Genomic DNA, 15516 nt, shown 5'->3' with positions numbered 1-15516 from the left:
CATTGGCCGAAGCCGGGCCGCTGCTTACCGCCACGAACCGTCGACGTAGATCCAGACCGACCCCTGGCGGCGCCAGTAGCCGGGCACCCAGCGGCGCCCGGGGCGCCGCGCGACCCAGCGACCGGACACCCATATATAGCGGCCGCGCTGCCAGCGCCAGTAGCCGTCCGTCCATATATAGCCGTGCGGCCGGGGTGGTGGCGGGCGACGGTCGTGGCGTGCCGCCGGCGGCGCGAAGCGCGGCCGATCCGCATAGGGCGGCCGGCCGGGGGCATGGTTCGGGCCGGCGGGCCGGTACCCGGGCGGGGCGGGCTGGGCCGCGGCGGCGCGCAGCCAGCCGGTGCCGACGAAGGCGGCGGTCAATCCGATGGCGCGCAGCAGCGAGCGTCGATTCATGGCGGTTCCTGTTCTGTATGCGAGGCTGCCTTACATTAGCCTGCCGGTACGCTTACCGGGTTACGCGGGCGGTTAAGGCTGTTACCGCGTATCACGGCAGGCGCGAGCCGCCTTTTCCCTTTCTGACGGCTGACAGGATTTCGCCGTGGCGCAGGCGTCGCTCCTGTTTACCGGTCGAGGGCGACGTTTTAGATGCGGGATGGCCAATATTTGAGATTGAATCGGGTAATAATTGCCGATTTCGGGGTGCTGGACCGAATCCGCTTGTTGTTTCTATGCAACCGTCAAGACGATGACATGAAAGAATGGTGCGATGAAAGGCTCCAAAAAGCCCTCGTCAAGAAGTCAAAAACAACCGTTAAAACAAATACTTATGACGCGGCCCCACTTTCATTATTTCTAGTTCTGGAAAAGCTTATTTCTTTATTTGCGGATCGCTCCCCTAGGGTACACCCCTAAACTCACGGTTCCCAAACGGGCAACTATCCGGGCGCCGCCAGCAGGACCGATGGCGCTCCCGGGCGGTTGCAGACCGTTTATGAACAAGGTCGCGAGACCTGCCTCTTTTTAGAAGGGAGCTCCACGAATGAACAAGACTCTGATCGTTGCAGCAGCTGCAGCATCGTTTGCTACCGTCGCTCACGCGCAAAGCAGCGTCACGCTGTACGGCGTGCTGGACGCAGGCATCACCTACCAAAGCAACGTCGGCGGCAAGTCGCTGTGGTCGATGGGCTCGGGCATCGACCAAAGCCGTTTCGGTCTGCGTGGTTCGGAAGACCTCGGTGGCGGCCTGAAGGCAATCTTCACGTTGGAAAGCGGCTTCAACATCGGTAACGGCCGCTTCGCAAACGGCAACGGCGGCATGTTCAACCGCCAGGCTTTCGTCGGCCTGTCGAGCCAGTACGGCACGGTCACGCTGGGTAAGCAGTATGACGCAACGCAAGACTACCTGGCGCCGCTGACGGCAACGGGCTCGTGGGGCGGCACGTACTTCGCGCACCCGCTGAACAACGACCGTCTGAGCACGAACGGCGACGTCGCGCTGAACAACTCGATCAAGTACACGAGCGCTAACTACGCTGGCCTGCAATTCGGCGGTACGTACTCGTTCTCGAACAACACGAACTTCGGCAACAACCGCGCATACAGCGGCGGTCTGTCGTACCAGTTCCAAGGTCTGAAGCTGGGTGCAGCATACTCGCAAGCAAACCTGGGTGACGGTACCAACACGAACGGCGCATCGACGCTGGGTGGCCAAGGCCGTGTCCGTACGTACGGTGCTGCTGCTGGTTACGCATTCGGCCCGGCACAAGTCGGCGCTGCATGGACGCAATCGCGTATCGACAACCAAGCTGCTGGCGTTCCGACGCTGCGCGCTGACAACTACGAAGTCAACGCAAAGTACAACCTGACGCCGGCTCTCGGCCTGGGTGCTGCTTACACGTACACGAACGCGAAGGTCAACAACGGCAGCTCGCACTGGAACCAGTTCGGCGTGCAAGCTGACTACGCGCTGTCGAAGCGCACCGACGTGTACGCACAAGCTGTGTACCAGCGTGGCGCGAAGGGCAACAACATCGTTGGCACGGGCATCTACAACGGCGACAACACGACGGCATCGAGCTCGTCGGTCAACCAAACCGCAGCAACGGTTGGTCTGCGTCACCGCTTCTAAGCGTGACGGGCGGGGTAACCCGCTTCGCAACATCGAAAAAGGCGCCTTCGGGCGCCTTTTTTTCGTCTGCCGAGTGCGATGGCGGCAACCCGGATCGTCCGGATGCAAAAAAGCGAGGCCGGTGTGATCTGCTCTAGAAAGACCGAACACTAACGCTCGGTACTGTCCAAGAAATCCAAGCGGTTCAAGCCCTTGGCCGCTTAGCTTTTAACCGCCCAACTTCGTGGGGTCAGTTCACCGGTGCCTCGCTTTTTTCGTTCTGCGCCCGTATGGCGCGGCGCGGGTCGACCGGCGGCTCAGCGCGTGTATTCGCCGTTCGCTTCCGGCTGGAACACGATCGAGGCGACCTTCATCAGCTTTTCGGCGCCGCTCGGCTGCATCACCTTGACCATCTGGCCGCGTTGCGTGCCCAGCAGCGCCATGCCGACCGGCGAGAAGACGTTCAGGCGGCCGAGTTCGAGGTTGGCGGAGTCCGGATAAACGATCGTCCAGGTGGCTTGTTCCTGGGTCGCTTCGTCGAGCAGCGTGATCTGCGAGTTCATCGTGACGACGTTCGCCTTGATGGCGTTGGGCTGGACGATATCGGCGCGTTCGAGCAACGTGTCGAGCATCGTCTGGAAGCGCGGGTTGTGCTCGGCATGCTTTTCGAGGCGAGCGACGTCGAGTTCGGTCAGCTGGTAAAGGCGTTGTTTCATGGTGGTTCTCCAAATGATCGGCGGGGCAGGCGTGGCGTGCCTATGAGGATCGCCCGGAGCCTGTCTAACCTGGCTCCGGGTGGAGACCGAGCGGTCAGATCAGGCGCCGGGCAGGGGCGAGCGGCGCCTGGGCCGTGCGTCGAGCGACGGAATGCGCCGGCTGGCCGGCGCGCGCGCGCACGCCGGCCGGGCCGGACGGCGAAACCGAAAGGGGCGTGAGCGCGTACATGGTGGATGGAATATCGACTGGCGAATAAAACCTTACGATTTTACAACACAACCTTCCAGACATGTGATCGGGTTGTTGGCGTTTCGTCAGCGATTGTTGTGTAGATGAAGCAAGTCGCGACGACCCTGTCCGGAAACAGTGGGTGATTTTTTCCAAAAATGCAACGCTGTATGTTCAAACTAAGGGTTTCCCCTTGGAGTGGCGCGCACTACACTGAATTCAATCGCTTCAGACAGTCCTGCCGAGGCGACGTCAAAAGAGAACATATTCCGGAGGTAAATCATGAAGTCGATCATCTACGCAGCTATTGCCGCATCCGTCCTTGCCACTCCGATTGCATCGTTTGCACAGTCCGAGCAGGGGTTGACCCGCGCTCAGGTCAAGGCCGAACTCGTGCAGCTCGAGCAGAACGGCTACAAGCCGCTGGCGAGCGATTCGCAATATCCGAGCGACATCCAGGCTGCCGAGCAACGCATCCAGCCGAATCAGCCGATGCTCGCGCAAGCCGATACGAGCGGCTACGGTGCCGTGGCGACGGGTGCCGCGCAAGGCGGCCGCCGCGTGACGCGGGACGCGCCGAATCCCGTGAATTCGGTGTACTTCGGTAACTGATTGAACATCCCCCGGTCTGCCCGAGCGCACCGCTGAATTGACGAGACGCGCGCGAACTGCGCGCGTCGTCCGTCCGCAGGAGCAGAACCTCCGTCGCCGCATGCCGGCGGCTTTCCGCCCAGACGCTGACGCGTTTGGGCCTTTTTTGCTGGGCGGATCAGGCGGACGTGACGGTAGGCGTGCCGTGGATATAGTGTTCGAGCTGGCTGATCGTGAACTGCTGATCGGCAATCACGCTCTTCACGAGGTCGCCGATGGAGATGAGACCGACCAGCTTGCCGCCGTCGAGCACGGGCAAGTGGCGCATCCGGTGCTCGGTCATCAGTGCCATGCACTCGTCGGTGGATTGCGACGGTTCGACGTAGCGCACCTTCGCCGTCATGATTTCCTCGACGCGAGTGGCTTTCGACGAGCGGTCCTGCAGGACGATCTTGCGCGCGTAGTCGCGCTCGGTGACGATACCCGCGATGTCGTCGCCGTCCACGACCAGCAGTGCACCGATGCCCTTTTCCGCCATCAGCTTGATGGCGTCGTAGACGAGATCGGACTTCGTGACGGTGTAGATGGTGCGGCCCGAATCCGGCTTGGCCTTGAGAATCTGCGCGACAGTCGTGCTCATTCGCTTTCTCCGTGTGCAGGTCGATGCAGGGCAGGCGGGGCGTGCTGCGCGTCACCCGGTGAGCCCAGTATAGCCGGGCGGGCGGCGGCAGTCGCGTGACGTTTCCAGATTAGCGGTAAACTCCCGTCACGCACCATCCACACAACTCCTACATTCCTGAAGTTTCGATTGAATTCATGATGTCTTCGCGTCCCCAATCGCCCACGCCGGGCAATGGCCAGGCCGACGAGTGCGTGACGCTCGTCGCCACGGCGTCGCTGCCCACGCGCTACGGTACGTTCACGTCATACGCGTTTCGCGTATCGGGCAGCGATGCCGAACATCTCGCGCTCGTGATGGGCGACGTGACGGGCGAGCAGTCCGTGCTGACCCGGCTGCATTCCGAATGCTTGACCGGTGACGTGTTCGGCTCGTACCGCTGCGATTGCGGCGAGCAACTCGATCTCGCATTGCGTTACATCGCGGCCGAAGACCGCGGCGTGCTGCTGTATCTGCGCGGCCATGAAGGCCGCGGCATCGGCCTGAGCAACAAGATCCGCGCGTACGCGCTGCAGGAGCAGGGGCGTGACACCGTCGAGGCGAACCTCGATCTCGGCCTCCCCGACGACGCTCGCGAATATGACTCGGCCGCTGCGATCCTGCGCATCCTCGGCGTGACGTCGGTGCGGCTGATGAGCAACAATCCGAAGAAGTTCGATACGCTCGTGAAGCATGGCATTCCCGTCTGCGAGCGCGTGGCGCTTGCGGTGCCCGTGCGTGAGGAAAACGAGCGTTATATCCGCACGAAGCAGACGAAGTTCGGGCATTACTTCGAAGAAAACGAGTAACCCGAGCGGGCGGCGCTAGCGCCCGTTTCTCGTCATCTGTTGTTCCGATCATTGCCGGTACACGCGACGATCGCGACTTCCTTCCCCTCATGCGTCCAGTGGCCGCTTGTGACAGTCAACTGCGTTGGGCGTGGCATTCGTCCGTTCCGTACTCGCGTAACGATCACGCCGTCGAATCGAAGCCCGAATGCCTGACGCTGCATCGCCGGCGACCGGCAAGTGCGGATGTGCGACCACCGGCGGCAGCCACCCCGGCGTGTAACGGCTTACGCACGTCAGCCCATCAGCGCCACGTGCCGTTCTGCAAAACGATTCGGTAACCGTCGGCATCCTCGAAGGTCTGGCCGGAAATTTCCCAATACGGATTGAACGACGTCACCGGCATGAAGCCGTGTGCGGTCGCGCGCTCGCAGGCGGCTTCCCATTCCGGCCGATCGGGCAAATAGAACACGATCAAATCCTCGGGCGTCGGCGACGGCGCGATCGGATGGTCGGGGCAGTGCGTGAACTCGAAGTGATAGTCGAGGCCTTTGCGTCCGAGCATCACGCCGGAAAAGCCGTCGTGATCGTCGAAGCGCGCCAGTACCGACAGATCGAGGCCGTCGCGATACATGCGTTCGGTGCGGGCGAGGTTGTTGACCGGACGGGCAATGCGCAGATGGGCGTGCAAGATGACCTCGACGGGAAGTGGCTGGCCGGTCAATGATAAGCCGGCCGATCGCGATTGGGCGAGGCGAGCGGATCGCGTTTCGGGCGATACTGGCCGTATCGAACGATATCGATTCGGCCCGGCCAAACGAATCGAATTGTGCTGAGCCTCGTCTCGCGAAAGAAAACATGACGCATTTCGATCCAGTGTGCGCACTCCGCATCGCAGCGGCTACCCATCAACATTCATGCGTTCGGCAGCGCTTGCCGCACGATGCGCGTACACGCGCATGCCGGTAGGGAACTGACGAATGGGTAAGCCTGATCTGCGTCGGCCAATTGTCGGACCTTACCGTCAGTCGCGATGGGCAGCCGGACTAGAGGTCGCGTTCGGATGGGTGGCAAAAGGGACGTTGGTGCTGGCCGGCCTGGCGATGGTCGCGTTGGCGGCGCTGACGGGTGACGCGAGCGCCCTGGCGGACCTGCCGTCGACCAGGAAAGGGTGGTTGTACCTGCTCCTGATACTGATCGCGGCGGTGGCGCTGATATTTGCGCTGCATCACTACTGGGTGCGGCCGACCGGGATGCGTCCGGCAGGCTAGCCGGCGGTGGTGATGATGTGGCCCCGTAAACCGTTCAGGCAATAAAAAAGCCCGCTGCTGTGAGCGGGCTGAATCCATGTTTGGAGACATGGAGGAGACAGACGTAAATTTAAGGGAAAACCCGGACGTTTGCAAGCCCTCGTTGCATCCGCGCAACTTGCCGCCGCGCAGACCGCCTTGGGGCGGCGCGCGGCGCGGCCTCATTCACATGCCGGCGACCCGTGCATGCGCCGCAAACGCGCCAAACCGCTCTTGCGCGACCGGCAGCGCGTATTTGCTGCGCATCTCCGTCTCGATCCATGTACACGCTTCGCGCGCGCAGTCGGTCAGTGCGTGCCGCGTCGCGTGCCCGTCGATGTCGTAGACGAAACGCACGCCGACTTCATCATCGTCGACCTGTCGTTCGAGCTGATTGAGCTGCAGTTGCGGCCCATGCTGTTGCGACAGCGCGCGCAGTTCGTCGAAGTGATATTCGAGCCAGTCCGCGAAGAACAGCGCGTCGCTATGGCTGGGCAGGCGGAAGGCCGCGCTGCGCGACGGGCGCGCAGCGGTTTCGGCGGCCGCCGCATGCGGTTCGCCGCCGGTGGCGACGGGCAGGGCGACCGGCGCGAGCGGGTGCCGAATCTGCCGGTACGGCTCGCGATCGCGCAATGCGTGCCATAGCAATTCGTCGCCGGCGGCGCCGGACGGCTGCATCGTCAGGTCGTGGCGGCCGTCGCCGGCCGGGGCGATGTCGCGGATCACGAGGCGCAGCGAGCACAGCGGCTCGTCCGCGACCAGCAGCGTTGCCGGGCGCGGCAGCCCGCACACGAGCGGTGCGGCGCCGACGGCACGAAACACGAGCCCGCGACGGTCGAGCCGCACGAGCGGCAACGGCCTGGGAAACGACGGATAGGCGACCGCGATGCGGGCGCCGCCGGCGCTCGTCAACCCGGGCATCATCGCGCGAAAGACCTGAGACTGATCCACGTTGGTTCTCCTTCGTTACGATGCCGCCCGGATGGAATGCGCGTTCCAGCTCAGGCGGCGATAGCTTGCCGGGTAGTCTGCCCCGGCTCTATTCCTAGCGCAGCAAACGTTTGCGGATCGATGTCGATCCAGCACGCGACCACCAGACGCCCATCTACCTGCTTCGGCGGGCCTGCGCGGTGCGCGTGTATGCCGATCCGGCGGAACAGCCGCTCCATGCTCGCGAACGTCACGCCGATCAGCTGCCGCGCGCCGAGTTGCGCCGCGCACTCGACGACGGCCGCGAGCATCGGACGCACGGCCCACTCCGCGTTGCCGGAGCCGCCTTCGTCGTCGGTCGCCGCGAATCGGGACAATTCCCAGACGGCGGCCGATTGCGGCAGCGGCATGTCCTCGGCGACCAGGTCGGCGAACAGCGACTTCAGCAGATACGGGCGCGTCGTCGGCAGCAGGCGCGCACATCCGCACATGTCGCCGTCGGCGTTTCGCGCGAACACGTAGACGGTATCGTCGCGATCGAACTGGTCACGCTCGAAACTTTCGTTCGCCGACGGGAGCGCCCAACCGAGCTGTTCGACGAACACACGGCGCCGATAGCGCCCGAGATCCGCCGCGAGTTCGTGTGGCAACCGCCCTTCCTCGTGAACGAAGGTCTGCATGGATGTCCTCGGATCTGTGCTTTTATATGCGTGCATTACAGCGCGCGGCACGAGGAGCCTGTAACTGGTAACTCTTACAGGGTGGCGACGTGAAGACGCCATTCGGGACGTGGTAACGGTTTCTTGATCGACGGGATTGAAAACCGGGCGGCTTTTATTTATAAAGAGCGCCAGTCTGGCAAAATCGTCGGAAGAATGCGCGGCCGGTTGTCACTGGAGCGTGGGGCCGGCATGATAGGCGTCGTCACGCCCGAGCAGGGCCGACGCGACTGCGGCAGGCCAGTCGATCGCGGCGAGTCGGGCGGCGAGCGCGGCGGCCGTGCGGAACATGCCGATGTCGGCACCCTTGGCGTCGATGGCCATCACGTTGCTGCGGACGTCGCCGCCCGCGATCACGAACGTGCCCGTCGCGCGTTCGAGGTACCAGTCCCAGCCGACCGTCACGTAGGCGACGCCGGCACCGGCCGGGCGATGCCATTCGGTATAGCCGGCGAGGCGGGCGTCGATCGCGTTATCGCGCAGTTCGGCCAGCAGCGACGGGTCGAGGCCGCTCGCGACATGCTCGAGCGCGAGTGCGGCCAGTGCGCCTTCTGACAGGCGTACGTAGCCGTCCGGGGACGGGCCGGGGACAGGGTGCAGCAAGGGTGAAGTCATGCGCGGAATGTATCAGCCTCGAACGGGTGCTGGAACCTGACAAGTATGACAGCGTGACGTTGTCGGAGAACGAATGGAACTGCGCTGGCAGGATGCCTACCAACAATTCAGCGCCGCGGAAGACGAGCAGCAGCTCTTCCAGCGGATCGCCGCCTATTCCAAGCGGCTCGGATTCGAATACTGCTGTTACGGCATTCGCGTACCGCTGCCCGTTTCGAAGCCCGCGGTCGCGATCTTCAATACCTATCCGGACGGCTGGATGGCGCACTATCAGGCGCAGAACTACATCGAGATCGATTCGACGGTTCGCGACGGCGCGCTCAGCACCAACATGATCGTCTGGCCGGACGTCGACCGGATCGACCCGTGCCCGCTGTGGCAGGACGCGCGCGATTTCGGGCTGTCGGTGGGCGTCGCGCAATCGAGCTGGGCGGCGCGCGGCGCGTTCGGCCTGCTGAGCATCGCCCGGCAGCCGACCGGCTGACGCCAGCCGAGATCAACATGCTGACGCTGCAGACCAACTGGCTCGCGAACCTGTCGCATTCGCTGATGAGCCGCTTCATGGTGCCGAAGCTGTCGCCGGCCGCGGGCGTCACGCTGACCGCGCGCGAGCGCGAGGTGCTGTGCTGGACGGCCGAGGGCAAGACCGCGTGCGAAATCGGCCAGATCCTCAGCATCTCGGAGCGCACGGTCAACTTCCACGTGAACAACATCCTCGAGAAGCTCGGCGCGACCAACAAGGTCCAGGCAGTCGTCAAGGCGATCTCGGCGGGGCTCATCGAAACACCTTGACGCGACGCGACGGCGGCGCCGGAGGCGGCGGCCGCCACGTGGCTCACTCCATCATCGGCTCCGCTTCCTTCGCGGTCCAGCTCACGCTGGAAATGCTTTTCTCCATGCTCATCCGGCTCGCGATCTGCTCGAGCTTCTGCTGATCCTTCGGATGCAGCTTCAACGTCGCGGTGACCTTCAGCCGGTCCGGCTGCTCGGGCACGTCCTCGCTCGTGAGGCTCTGGAACGACAGCGGCTTCGCATACATCGCGTTCGACAGCAGCGTGCGGATGTGCACTTCGTCGGCGGCAAGGCAGATCACGGTGATCTGGTATTCGCGCACGAGATCGGCATTGGAGACGGGCGTCGCGTTGATGGCCTGGCTGACGCCGCGCAGCACCGTATTGGTGAGCAGCACGACGCCGGTACCGGCGAGCGCGGGCACGTAGTGGCCGGAGCCGGCCAGTACGCCGACGGCGGCCGAGCACCACAGCGTCGCGGCCGTGTTGATGCCCTGGATCGAGCCCTTGTCGCGCATGATCACGCCGCCGCCGAGAAAGCCGACGCCCGACACGACATACGCGGCGATCTGCGTGACGCCCGCGACGCCGTTGCCGGTCAGCACGCCGAGCGTGACGAACAGGCACGCGCCGCTCGCGACGAGCGTGATGGTGCGCAGGCCGGCCGTGCGCTGGCGCATCTGGCGCTCGAGGCCGATGGCGACGCCGCAGGCGAACGCGGTGAAAAGGCGAAGTGCGAAATCGAAAGTCATGGTTGTCCTGCCGTGCAAGAAGCGCATGCCGGCACGCGCCGCCGCGGCGCAAGGCCGAAGGCGACGCGGCGCGAGCCGTCATCGCGCGGTACTGTACCGCGCGAATGCGTCATTCAGTGTGAAACGGGTGAGCGTGCGGCTCGCGGAACGCGAGCCGTGGCAGGAGAACTGCGGCGGACAGGCGTTCAGGCGGCAAGCGGCGCACGCAACGGAGTGCTGCAACTGTCCACGATGGTTCCTGAAGGAAGAATGGGCGGCATTCTAGTGGGCGGCGCGCGCCCGCGTCAACCGCGTTGCGGCCGGCGCTACTGCGCCGAGCCGATCGTCCCGGTCGCGAGCGCGAGCGCGGCGGCGGCCGACAATGCGCCGGCATAGCTGTCGACCTCCGCGTTGCGCGCGGCGAGCAACTGGCTTTGCGCGATCGTCGCGTCGGTGACCGAGCCGACGCCGTTCCGGTACGCGGTCAGCGCCGCGTCGTAGCTCGTTTGCGCGGCATTGACGAGCGCCTTCGCGGCGTCGTGCGACGCCAGGCTCGTCTGCACCGCGTTCTGCGCGGCGACGACCTGGCGCACCGCTTCCTCCTTGGTCCGCGTGAGACGCGCGGATGCGCTTTCCGCGTCGTTGCGTGCCTGCATCAGCACGGCCGAGCGCAGGCCGCCGTCGTACAGCGGGATCGTCACGCCGAGGAACACGCCGCCGCCGTAACGGCTGCCGTTCAGGTTGACGGTCGGCGCCTGGTCGCCGATCGCGGGCAGCGCGGAGATGGACGTGCCGCCGCTCGCATACGACGTCGATGCGGACAGGAAGATCTTCGGCATGAACGCGGCTTGAGCTGCCTTGATCTTCGCGCGGTTGGCCTTTTCGACCGCGAACGCGCCCTGCAGGTCGGGGCGGCGTGCGATCGCGTCCGACACGATCGCGTCGACCGACGAACCGAGCGCGGGTGGCAGCGGCCGTTTCGGCAGCACGGCGATGGTCGGCTTCGACAGCGGCGAGATGCCGAGCGCGGAGACGAGGGCGAGGTAACTGTCGCTCTCGGCGCCGTTCGCCTGCACGAGCGCGAGGTTCGCCTGCGCGCGGTTCTGCGTCGCCTGCGCGAGCTCGACGACCGTGCCGACGCCGTGCTTGAGCCGTGCGCGGGACGCCGTGAGGATCGCATCCGCGTTCGTGAGCCCCTGTTGCGCGCTGAGCGCGCGCGAGCGGGCGGCTTCGTAGCGGTAGTACGAGACCGTCACGTCGTGGATCACCTGCTGGTGCACGGCCGTGAACGCGACGTTCGACGCGATCGATGCCTGTTCGGCCGCTTCGACGCGCGCCGCGCGGCCGCCGAAATCGAACAGCAGCCATTGCAGCGACAGCGCCGAAATCGTGCCGTGCGCGGTGGTGTTGCTCGATGAATCGCCGAGGATCGTCGACGTCGAGCCGTGGTTCGCCTGGTACGCACCCATCGCCGTCGCCGACAGGCGCGGGAGATAGGCGGACTTGGCGAGGCCCACCGCGAGCGCCGCGTTGCGCGCGTCGTTCCATGCGATGCGGGTCAGCGGATTGGCCGATTCGGCGAGATCGATCAGCTCGGGCAGCGTGTACGCATGTGCTGCATCGAGCGCGGCCGGCGCCGAAACCGACGCGAGCGCGGGCGAGGCAGGCAGCGTGTAGTCATGCGCACCTTGCGCGGACGCGCGCGGCGGCGCCGCCACGATGTCGCCCGCGGCGGACGTTTGCGGCTGCCACGGGCGGTCGGACGCCTCCGGCGCCAGATCGATCGACGACGTCGCGCAGCCGGCCAGCGCGACGGCGGTCGCGAGCACGGTGGCGGCGATCGCGGCGGCCGGCGGTTCAGGTAGGCGCATGAGGGGCAGGCTCCTTCGGTGTGGCTTGACGGGCGGCGTCGGCGATCCGCGCGAGCCGCGTGTCGATCAGGTTCAGCAGCGCGTCGCGCGCGGGGTCGGTGGGGGCGGCACTCGACGGTGGCGTCGGAGCGGGCGTGCGGGGCACGGTGTCGCCATTGCCCGGTTCGGTCACGCGCGCGAGTTGCGCGCCGATTGCCGCGTCGCCCGGCTTGCGTTCGGCGAGCAGGAACAGCGGGCCTTCGATCGCGCCGAGTTCCGCGAGCGCGCGCCGCCGGGTGGCGAGCCACGTCGCGGCCGGCCGCACCCACGACGGCTCGTAATGGACCAGGCCGAGTTCCTGCGAGATCGCGCCGTGGCGGGCGAACGCTTCGGCGGCCAATGCGCGCCGTTCGGCCGGTTGCGCGATCTGCGCGATGCGTCGCCATTGGTCGAGCAGTGCGGCGAACGCGACGTCGATCTGCTTGCCGATGCTGACGGGCCAGATGCGCGTGAACACCAGATACACGACGACGTTGCCGAGCAGGATGCCGATCGTGCGGTCGCGCGCGATCGTCAGGTCGAAGCCGGGGCCGGCGCCCTGGATCACGCACAGGAAAAACGCGAACGCGACCTGGAAGCCCGCATACGCGATGCGCGGCGAGCCGAAGGCGATCCACGCGGACAGCCACGCGCCGGCGAACACCAGCGCCATCAGGTGGCCGACCGACGACAGCGCCGGCACGACGAACACGAGCGCGGCGGTGCCGAGCAATGCGCCGATGATGCAGCCGAAGATCCGCAGCGTGAGCTTCTCGACCGTTTCGGCCGTCGAGCCGAGCGACACGATGTAGCAGGTGACGACGCAGGTGTGGATGCCCGACCAGTCGAGCTGCGAGTACAGCAGATAGCAGAAGATCGCCGCGGCGGTCGTCTTCAGCGCATAGCGGATGTGGTCGGGATTGGTACGTGCGTCGGGCAGGAAGAAGCCGCCGCGTGGCGCCGGTGCCGGCGCGGCGGCGGGTGCTTCGGGCGTGGCCGCAGCGGCGGCGGGCGTTGCGTTGGCCGAAGCCTCCGCCGTTGCATCGGCCGTCGGAGTCGTCGGCGCCGTCGCGCCCGGCTCCGCGAAATGCGTGATCGCATCCTCGAGATCGGTCGCGGCGATGCGTGCGAGCGGCGGCAGCGTGTCGGCCGGCGGCAGCGCGAGCGTCACGTCGACCGGGTAGCCGCCGCGTTCGAGAATGGCGGCCATGTCGTCGAGCGTCGCGGCGATCGGCGTGGCGAACGCATCGGGCAGCCGCGCGTCCGGTTCGCGATCGACCAGCGCGACGCCGACCATCAGCGCGGTGCTCGACACGATGGCCTGCCGCAGCGCCGCGAAGTCGGCGGCGCTCGACGAGCCTTCGAGCTTCGACAGCTTGAGCCACGTGAGCAACTGCTTGTCGCCTTCGCGCAGGCTCGCGTCGAACGCGGCACGTGCGTCGTCGTCGCCGCGCAGGCGCCGTGCGGCGAGCCGCAGCCGCTTCGCGAGCTGCGCGTGCGCAAGCTTGCGCGGCGACGGCGCGATCAGCAGGTTGACGACGATCGCCACGCCGACGGGGATCGCGATCGTCAGCCAGATATACAGCAGCGCGCGGGTGGCGGCTTCGCCGAACGGCGCGAGGCCGAGCTGGTCGAGCCCGAAGCCGACGATCATCGCGAGGATCGCGCCCACCGGGCGCAGCTTGCTGGCGGAAGTCAGGTACAGGAGGGCGACCGACAGCACGGCCATGCACGCGACCCGCAGGATCGAATAGTCGATGCTGAAGATCGCGATGCCGAGCACGAGCCCGATCACGATCGTGACGATCAGCAGCAGCGCGGCCGCGAGCACGACGCTCGTCACGCGGTCGGCACGGATCATGAAGAACACGACGTACGCGGACAATGCGGCTTCGGGCGTGCCGTACGCGGCCGTCACGAACGCGGTCAGCGCGCAGATCAGCGCGACGCGTACGGCGATCGCCGCGCGCCCCGGAAACGGCGCGAGCAGCCGCAGGACTTCGCGCGGGCCCGGTGAGCGGACGTCAGCGGCAGGCTGAGCCATGCCGGACCTCGACGATCGCGCTCGCGCCGACACGCACGAGCTTGCCGTCGGGTTCGTCGAGCTTCACGCGCACGGGGAAGCGCTGCGCGACGTGCACCCAGTTCACCGAGTTCTGCACGATCGGCAGCGAGCGCGGCAGGTTGATGCGCGCGCTGTCCGCGATGCCGGCGCCGATGCCGACGACCTTGCCCGTCAGCGGGCGGCTGCGGTCGATCATCGAGTAGACGGTCGCGCAGTCGCCGACCGCGATGCGATTGAGCGACGTTTCGCGGAAATTGCCGACCGCGAACCATTCGCTTGCGTCGATCAGCGTGAAGATCGACTGGTTCGGCGCGAGGGTCTCGCCGGGCAGCACGCTGAGGCCGGTCACGAGCCCATCGTGCGGCGCGCGCACGACCGTATCGTCGAGTGCATGCTGCGCGCGGGCCAACGCGGCTTCGCGCGCATGCAGTGTCGCGATCGCGTCGGCGTCGTCGCCGATCGTCTGCGCGGACGCGCGCTGTTGCTCCTGCGCCTGCGCGAGCGACACGGACGCGTCGCGCTGGCGCACCTTCGCCTGGTCGAACTGCTGCGCGCTGACGTAGCCCTGCGCGGCGAGCGGCGCGAGCCGGTTCACGTCGCGCGTCGCGAGATCGTAGTTCTGCGTCGCGCGCTTGACCTGCTCGGCGGCGACGGACGCATTCGAGCGCTCGCCGATCAGCGAACGGCGGCGCGTGTCGAGCGACGCGCGCGCGAGTTCGAGGTCGGCCTGCGCCTGCGCGACGCTCAGCCGGTACGGCACGGGATCGATCACGTACAGCAGGTCGCCTTTCGCGACGCGCTGGTTTTCATGCACGGCGAGCTGCACGATGCGACCGCCGACCGGCGACGCGACGTGCACGACGTCCGCGTCGATCGACGCGTCGTCGGTGGACGGGTAGGCCGTCGTGCGGTGGTACGCGTACGCGAGCGCCGCGATGCCGAGCGCGACGATCGCGAGCGCGATCACGCGGCCTTTGACGGAGGGGCGGGTGATGCCGGCGGCCTTCATGCGAACGGCCCCGTGCCGGTGAGCCACACGATCACGGCGACCACGAGCCCGATCGCGGTGCAGACGGCGAGCTGGTAGGGCACCGTCGCGGCCCAGCCGGTCGCGACGAACACGCGATGCGCGACGATCGCGCCGACGACGCCGACGATCGCGCTGACGAGCCACAGCGGGAAGTACGCGCCGAACAGCACGTAGGACGGTGCGCCGCGCGATGCGCAGCCCGCGAGCGGCAGGGCGGGCGCCAGCACGGCGGCGACGCGCAGCGGCGCGCGCGGCGTTGTTTTTCTCATGGTGTGACGAGCTCGACGTTTGGGGGTGGATGCCGGGCGCGGCGCAATGCGAATCGTCGCCGCGACGACGATTCCAGGATACGGAGCCGATCATAAATCAGCGCGATGCGGATCGCCAGCGATCCGGCATACGATTACGGCACGGGTCGTGGCCGG

General features: G+C 66.2%; 16 protein-coding genes and 1 pseudogene. 5 read left to right on the top strand and 12 right to left on the bottom strand.

Annotated features, from left to right (window positions below; all coding sequences use genetic code 11):
• Positions 1-24 precede the first annotated feature (24 nt).
• Positions 25-396 (bottom strand): YXWGXW repeat-containing protein, encoded by a 372-nt coding sequence (locus tag SY91_RS22220; RefSeq protein ID WP_011547402.1) that lies wholly within the window; start codon positions 394-396, stop codon positions 25-27.
• Between the two features lie 586 nt (positions 397-982).
• Between SY91_RS22220 and SY91_RS22215 the strand changes: the two genes are divergently transcribed.
• Positions 983-2071: a porin gene (locus SY91_RS22215; protein ID WP_006480960.1), complete on the top strand. Its 1089-nt coding sequence runs from the start codon at positions 983-985 to the stop codon at positions 2069-2071.
• Between the two features lie 296 nt (positions 2072-2367).
• Here the strand turns inward: SY91_RS22215 and SY91_RS22210 are convergent, their stop codons facing one another.
• Positions 2368-2766 (bottom strand): GreA/GreB family elongation factor, encoded by a 399-nt coding sequence (locus SY91_RS22210; RefSeq protein ID WP_006480961.1) that lies wholly within the window; start codon positions 2764-2766, stop codon positions 2368-2370.
• Positions 2767-3277: 511 nt separating this feature from the next.
• Between SY91_RS22210 and SY91_RS22205 the strand changes: the two genes are divergently transcribed.
• Positions 3278-3607, top strand: coding sequence for a DUF4148 domain-containing protein (locus SY91_RS22205; protein ID WP_006480962.1), 330 nt, complete (start codon positions 3278-3280; stop codon positions 3605-3607).
• A gap of 157 nt (positions 3608-3764) precedes the next feature.
• Here SY91_RS22205 and SY91_RS22200 read toward each other — a convergent pair whose 3' ends face one another.
• The gene (locus SY91_RS22200; RefSeq protein WP_006480963.1) at positions 3765-4226 is read right to left on the bottom strand and encodes a CBS domain-containing protein; all 462 of its coding nucleotides are present in this window, start codon (positions 4224-4226) and stop codon (positions 3765-3767) included.
• 176 nt (positions 4227-4402) lie between these two features.
• On the opposite strand from SY91_RS22200, the gene ribA reads away from it, so the two are divergent.
• Positions 4403-5053: a GTP cyclohydrolase II gene (gene ribA, locus SY91_RS22195; RefSeq protein ID WP_006480964.1), complete on the top strand. Its 651-nt coding sequence runs from the start codon at positions 4403-4405 to the stop codon at positions 5051-5053.
• 283 nt (positions 5054-5336) lie between these two features.
• Here ribA and SY91_RS22190 read toward each other — a convergent pair whose 3' ends face one another.
• Positions 5337-5723: a VOC family protein gene (locus SY91_RS22190; protein WP_185921371.1), complete on the bottom strand. Its 387-nt coding sequence runs from the start codon at positions 5721-5723 to the stop codon at positions 5337-5339.
• Between the two features lie 289 nt (positions 5724-6012).
• On the opposite strand from SY91_RS22190, the gene SY91_RS22185 reads away from it, so the two are divergent.
• The gene (locus SY91_RS22185) at positions 6013-6303 is read left to right on the top strand and encodes a hypothetical protein (protein WP_034175256.1); all 291 of its coding nucleotides are present in this window, start codon (positions 6013-6015) and stop codon (positions 6301-6303) included.
• A gap of 204 nt (positions 6304-6507) precedes the next feature.
• Here SY91_RS22185 and SY91_RS22180 read toward each other — a convergent pair whose 3' ends face one another.
• From SY91_RS22180 to SY91_RS22170, 3 genes are all read right to left on the bottom strand, one after another.
• Entirely contained in the window at positions 6508-7272 is a 765-nt protein-coding gene (locus tag SY91_RS22180) for a hypothetical protein (protein ID WP_185921370.1), read from the bottom strand.
• Positions 7273-7322: 50 nt separating this feature from the next.
• Positions 7323-7931 carry an acyl-homoserine-lactone synthase gene (locus tag SY91_RS22175; RefSeq protein ID WP_011547407.1) on the bottom strand — a complete coding sequence of 203 codons (609 nt, stop codon included), beginning with the start codon at positions 7929-7931 and terminating at the stop codon, positions 7323-7325.
• Between the two features lie 210 nt (positions 7932-8141).
• Positions 8142-8585: a DUF4902 domain-containing protein gene (locus SY91_RS22170; RefSeq protein ID WP_185921369.1), complete on the bottom strand. Its 444-nt coding sequence runs from the start codon at positions 8583-8585 to the stop codon at positions 8142-8144.
• Positions 8586-8658: 73 nt separating this feature from the next.
• On the opposite strand from SY91_RS22170, the pseudogene SY91_RS22165 reads away from it, so the two are divergent.
• A pseudogene (locus SY91_RS22165) lies at positions 8659-9377 on the top strand (autoinducer binding domain-containing protein).
• A 43-nt stretch (positions 9378-9420) separates the two neighbouring features.
• Here the strand turns inward: SY91_RS22165 and SY91_RS22160 are convergent.
• The 5 genes from SY91_RS22160 to SY91_RS22140 all read right to left on the bottom strand — a co-directional run bounded on the left by SY91_RS22160 (position 9421) and on the right by SY91_RS22140 (position 15360).
• Entirely contained in the window at positions 9421-10128 is a 708-nt protein-coding gene (locus tag SY91_RS22160) for an MgtC/SapB family protein (RefSeq protein ID WP_069619275.1), read from the bottom strand.
• 305 nt (positions 10129-10433) lie between these two features.
• Positions 10434-11978, bottom strand: a complete 1545-nt coding sequence (locus SY91_RS22155) for a TolC family protein (RefSeq protein ID WP_124476835.1) — start codon at positions 11976-11978, stop codon at positions 10434-10436.
• Positions 11965-14040: an FUSC family protein gene (locus tag SY91_RS22150; RefSeq protein WP_185921368.1), complete on the bottom strand. Its 2076-nt coding sequence runs from the start codon at positions 14038-14040 to the stop codon at positions 11965-11967. The genes SY91_RS22155 and SY91_RS22150 overlap by 14 nt, the downstream gene beginning before the upstream one ends.
• Positions 14021-15070, bottom strand: a complete 1050-nt coding sequence (gene mdtN, locus SY91_RS22145; protein ID WP_185921367.1) for a multidrug transporter subunit MdtN — start codon at positions 15068-15070, stop codon at positions 14021-14023. The genes SY91_RS22150 and mdtN overlap by 20 nt, the downstream gene beginning before the upstream one ends.
• A complete protein-coding gene (locus SY91_RS22140; protein ID WP_011547413.1) occupies positions 15067-15360 on the bottom strand; it encodes a hypothetical protein in 294 nt (97 codons plus the stop codon). Before SY91_RS22140 ends, mdtN begins: the two co-directional genes overlap by 4 nt.
• Positions 15361-15516: the final 156 nt, after the last annotated feature.

The organism is Burkholderia cenocepacia, from assembly GCF_014211915.1.
Taxonomy (GTDB): domain Bacteria; phylum Pseudomonadota; class Gammaproteobacteria; order Burkholderiales; family Burkholderiaceae; genus Burkholderia; species Burkholderia orbicola.
This window is presented reverse-complemented; position numbering and strand designations above follow the sequence as displayed.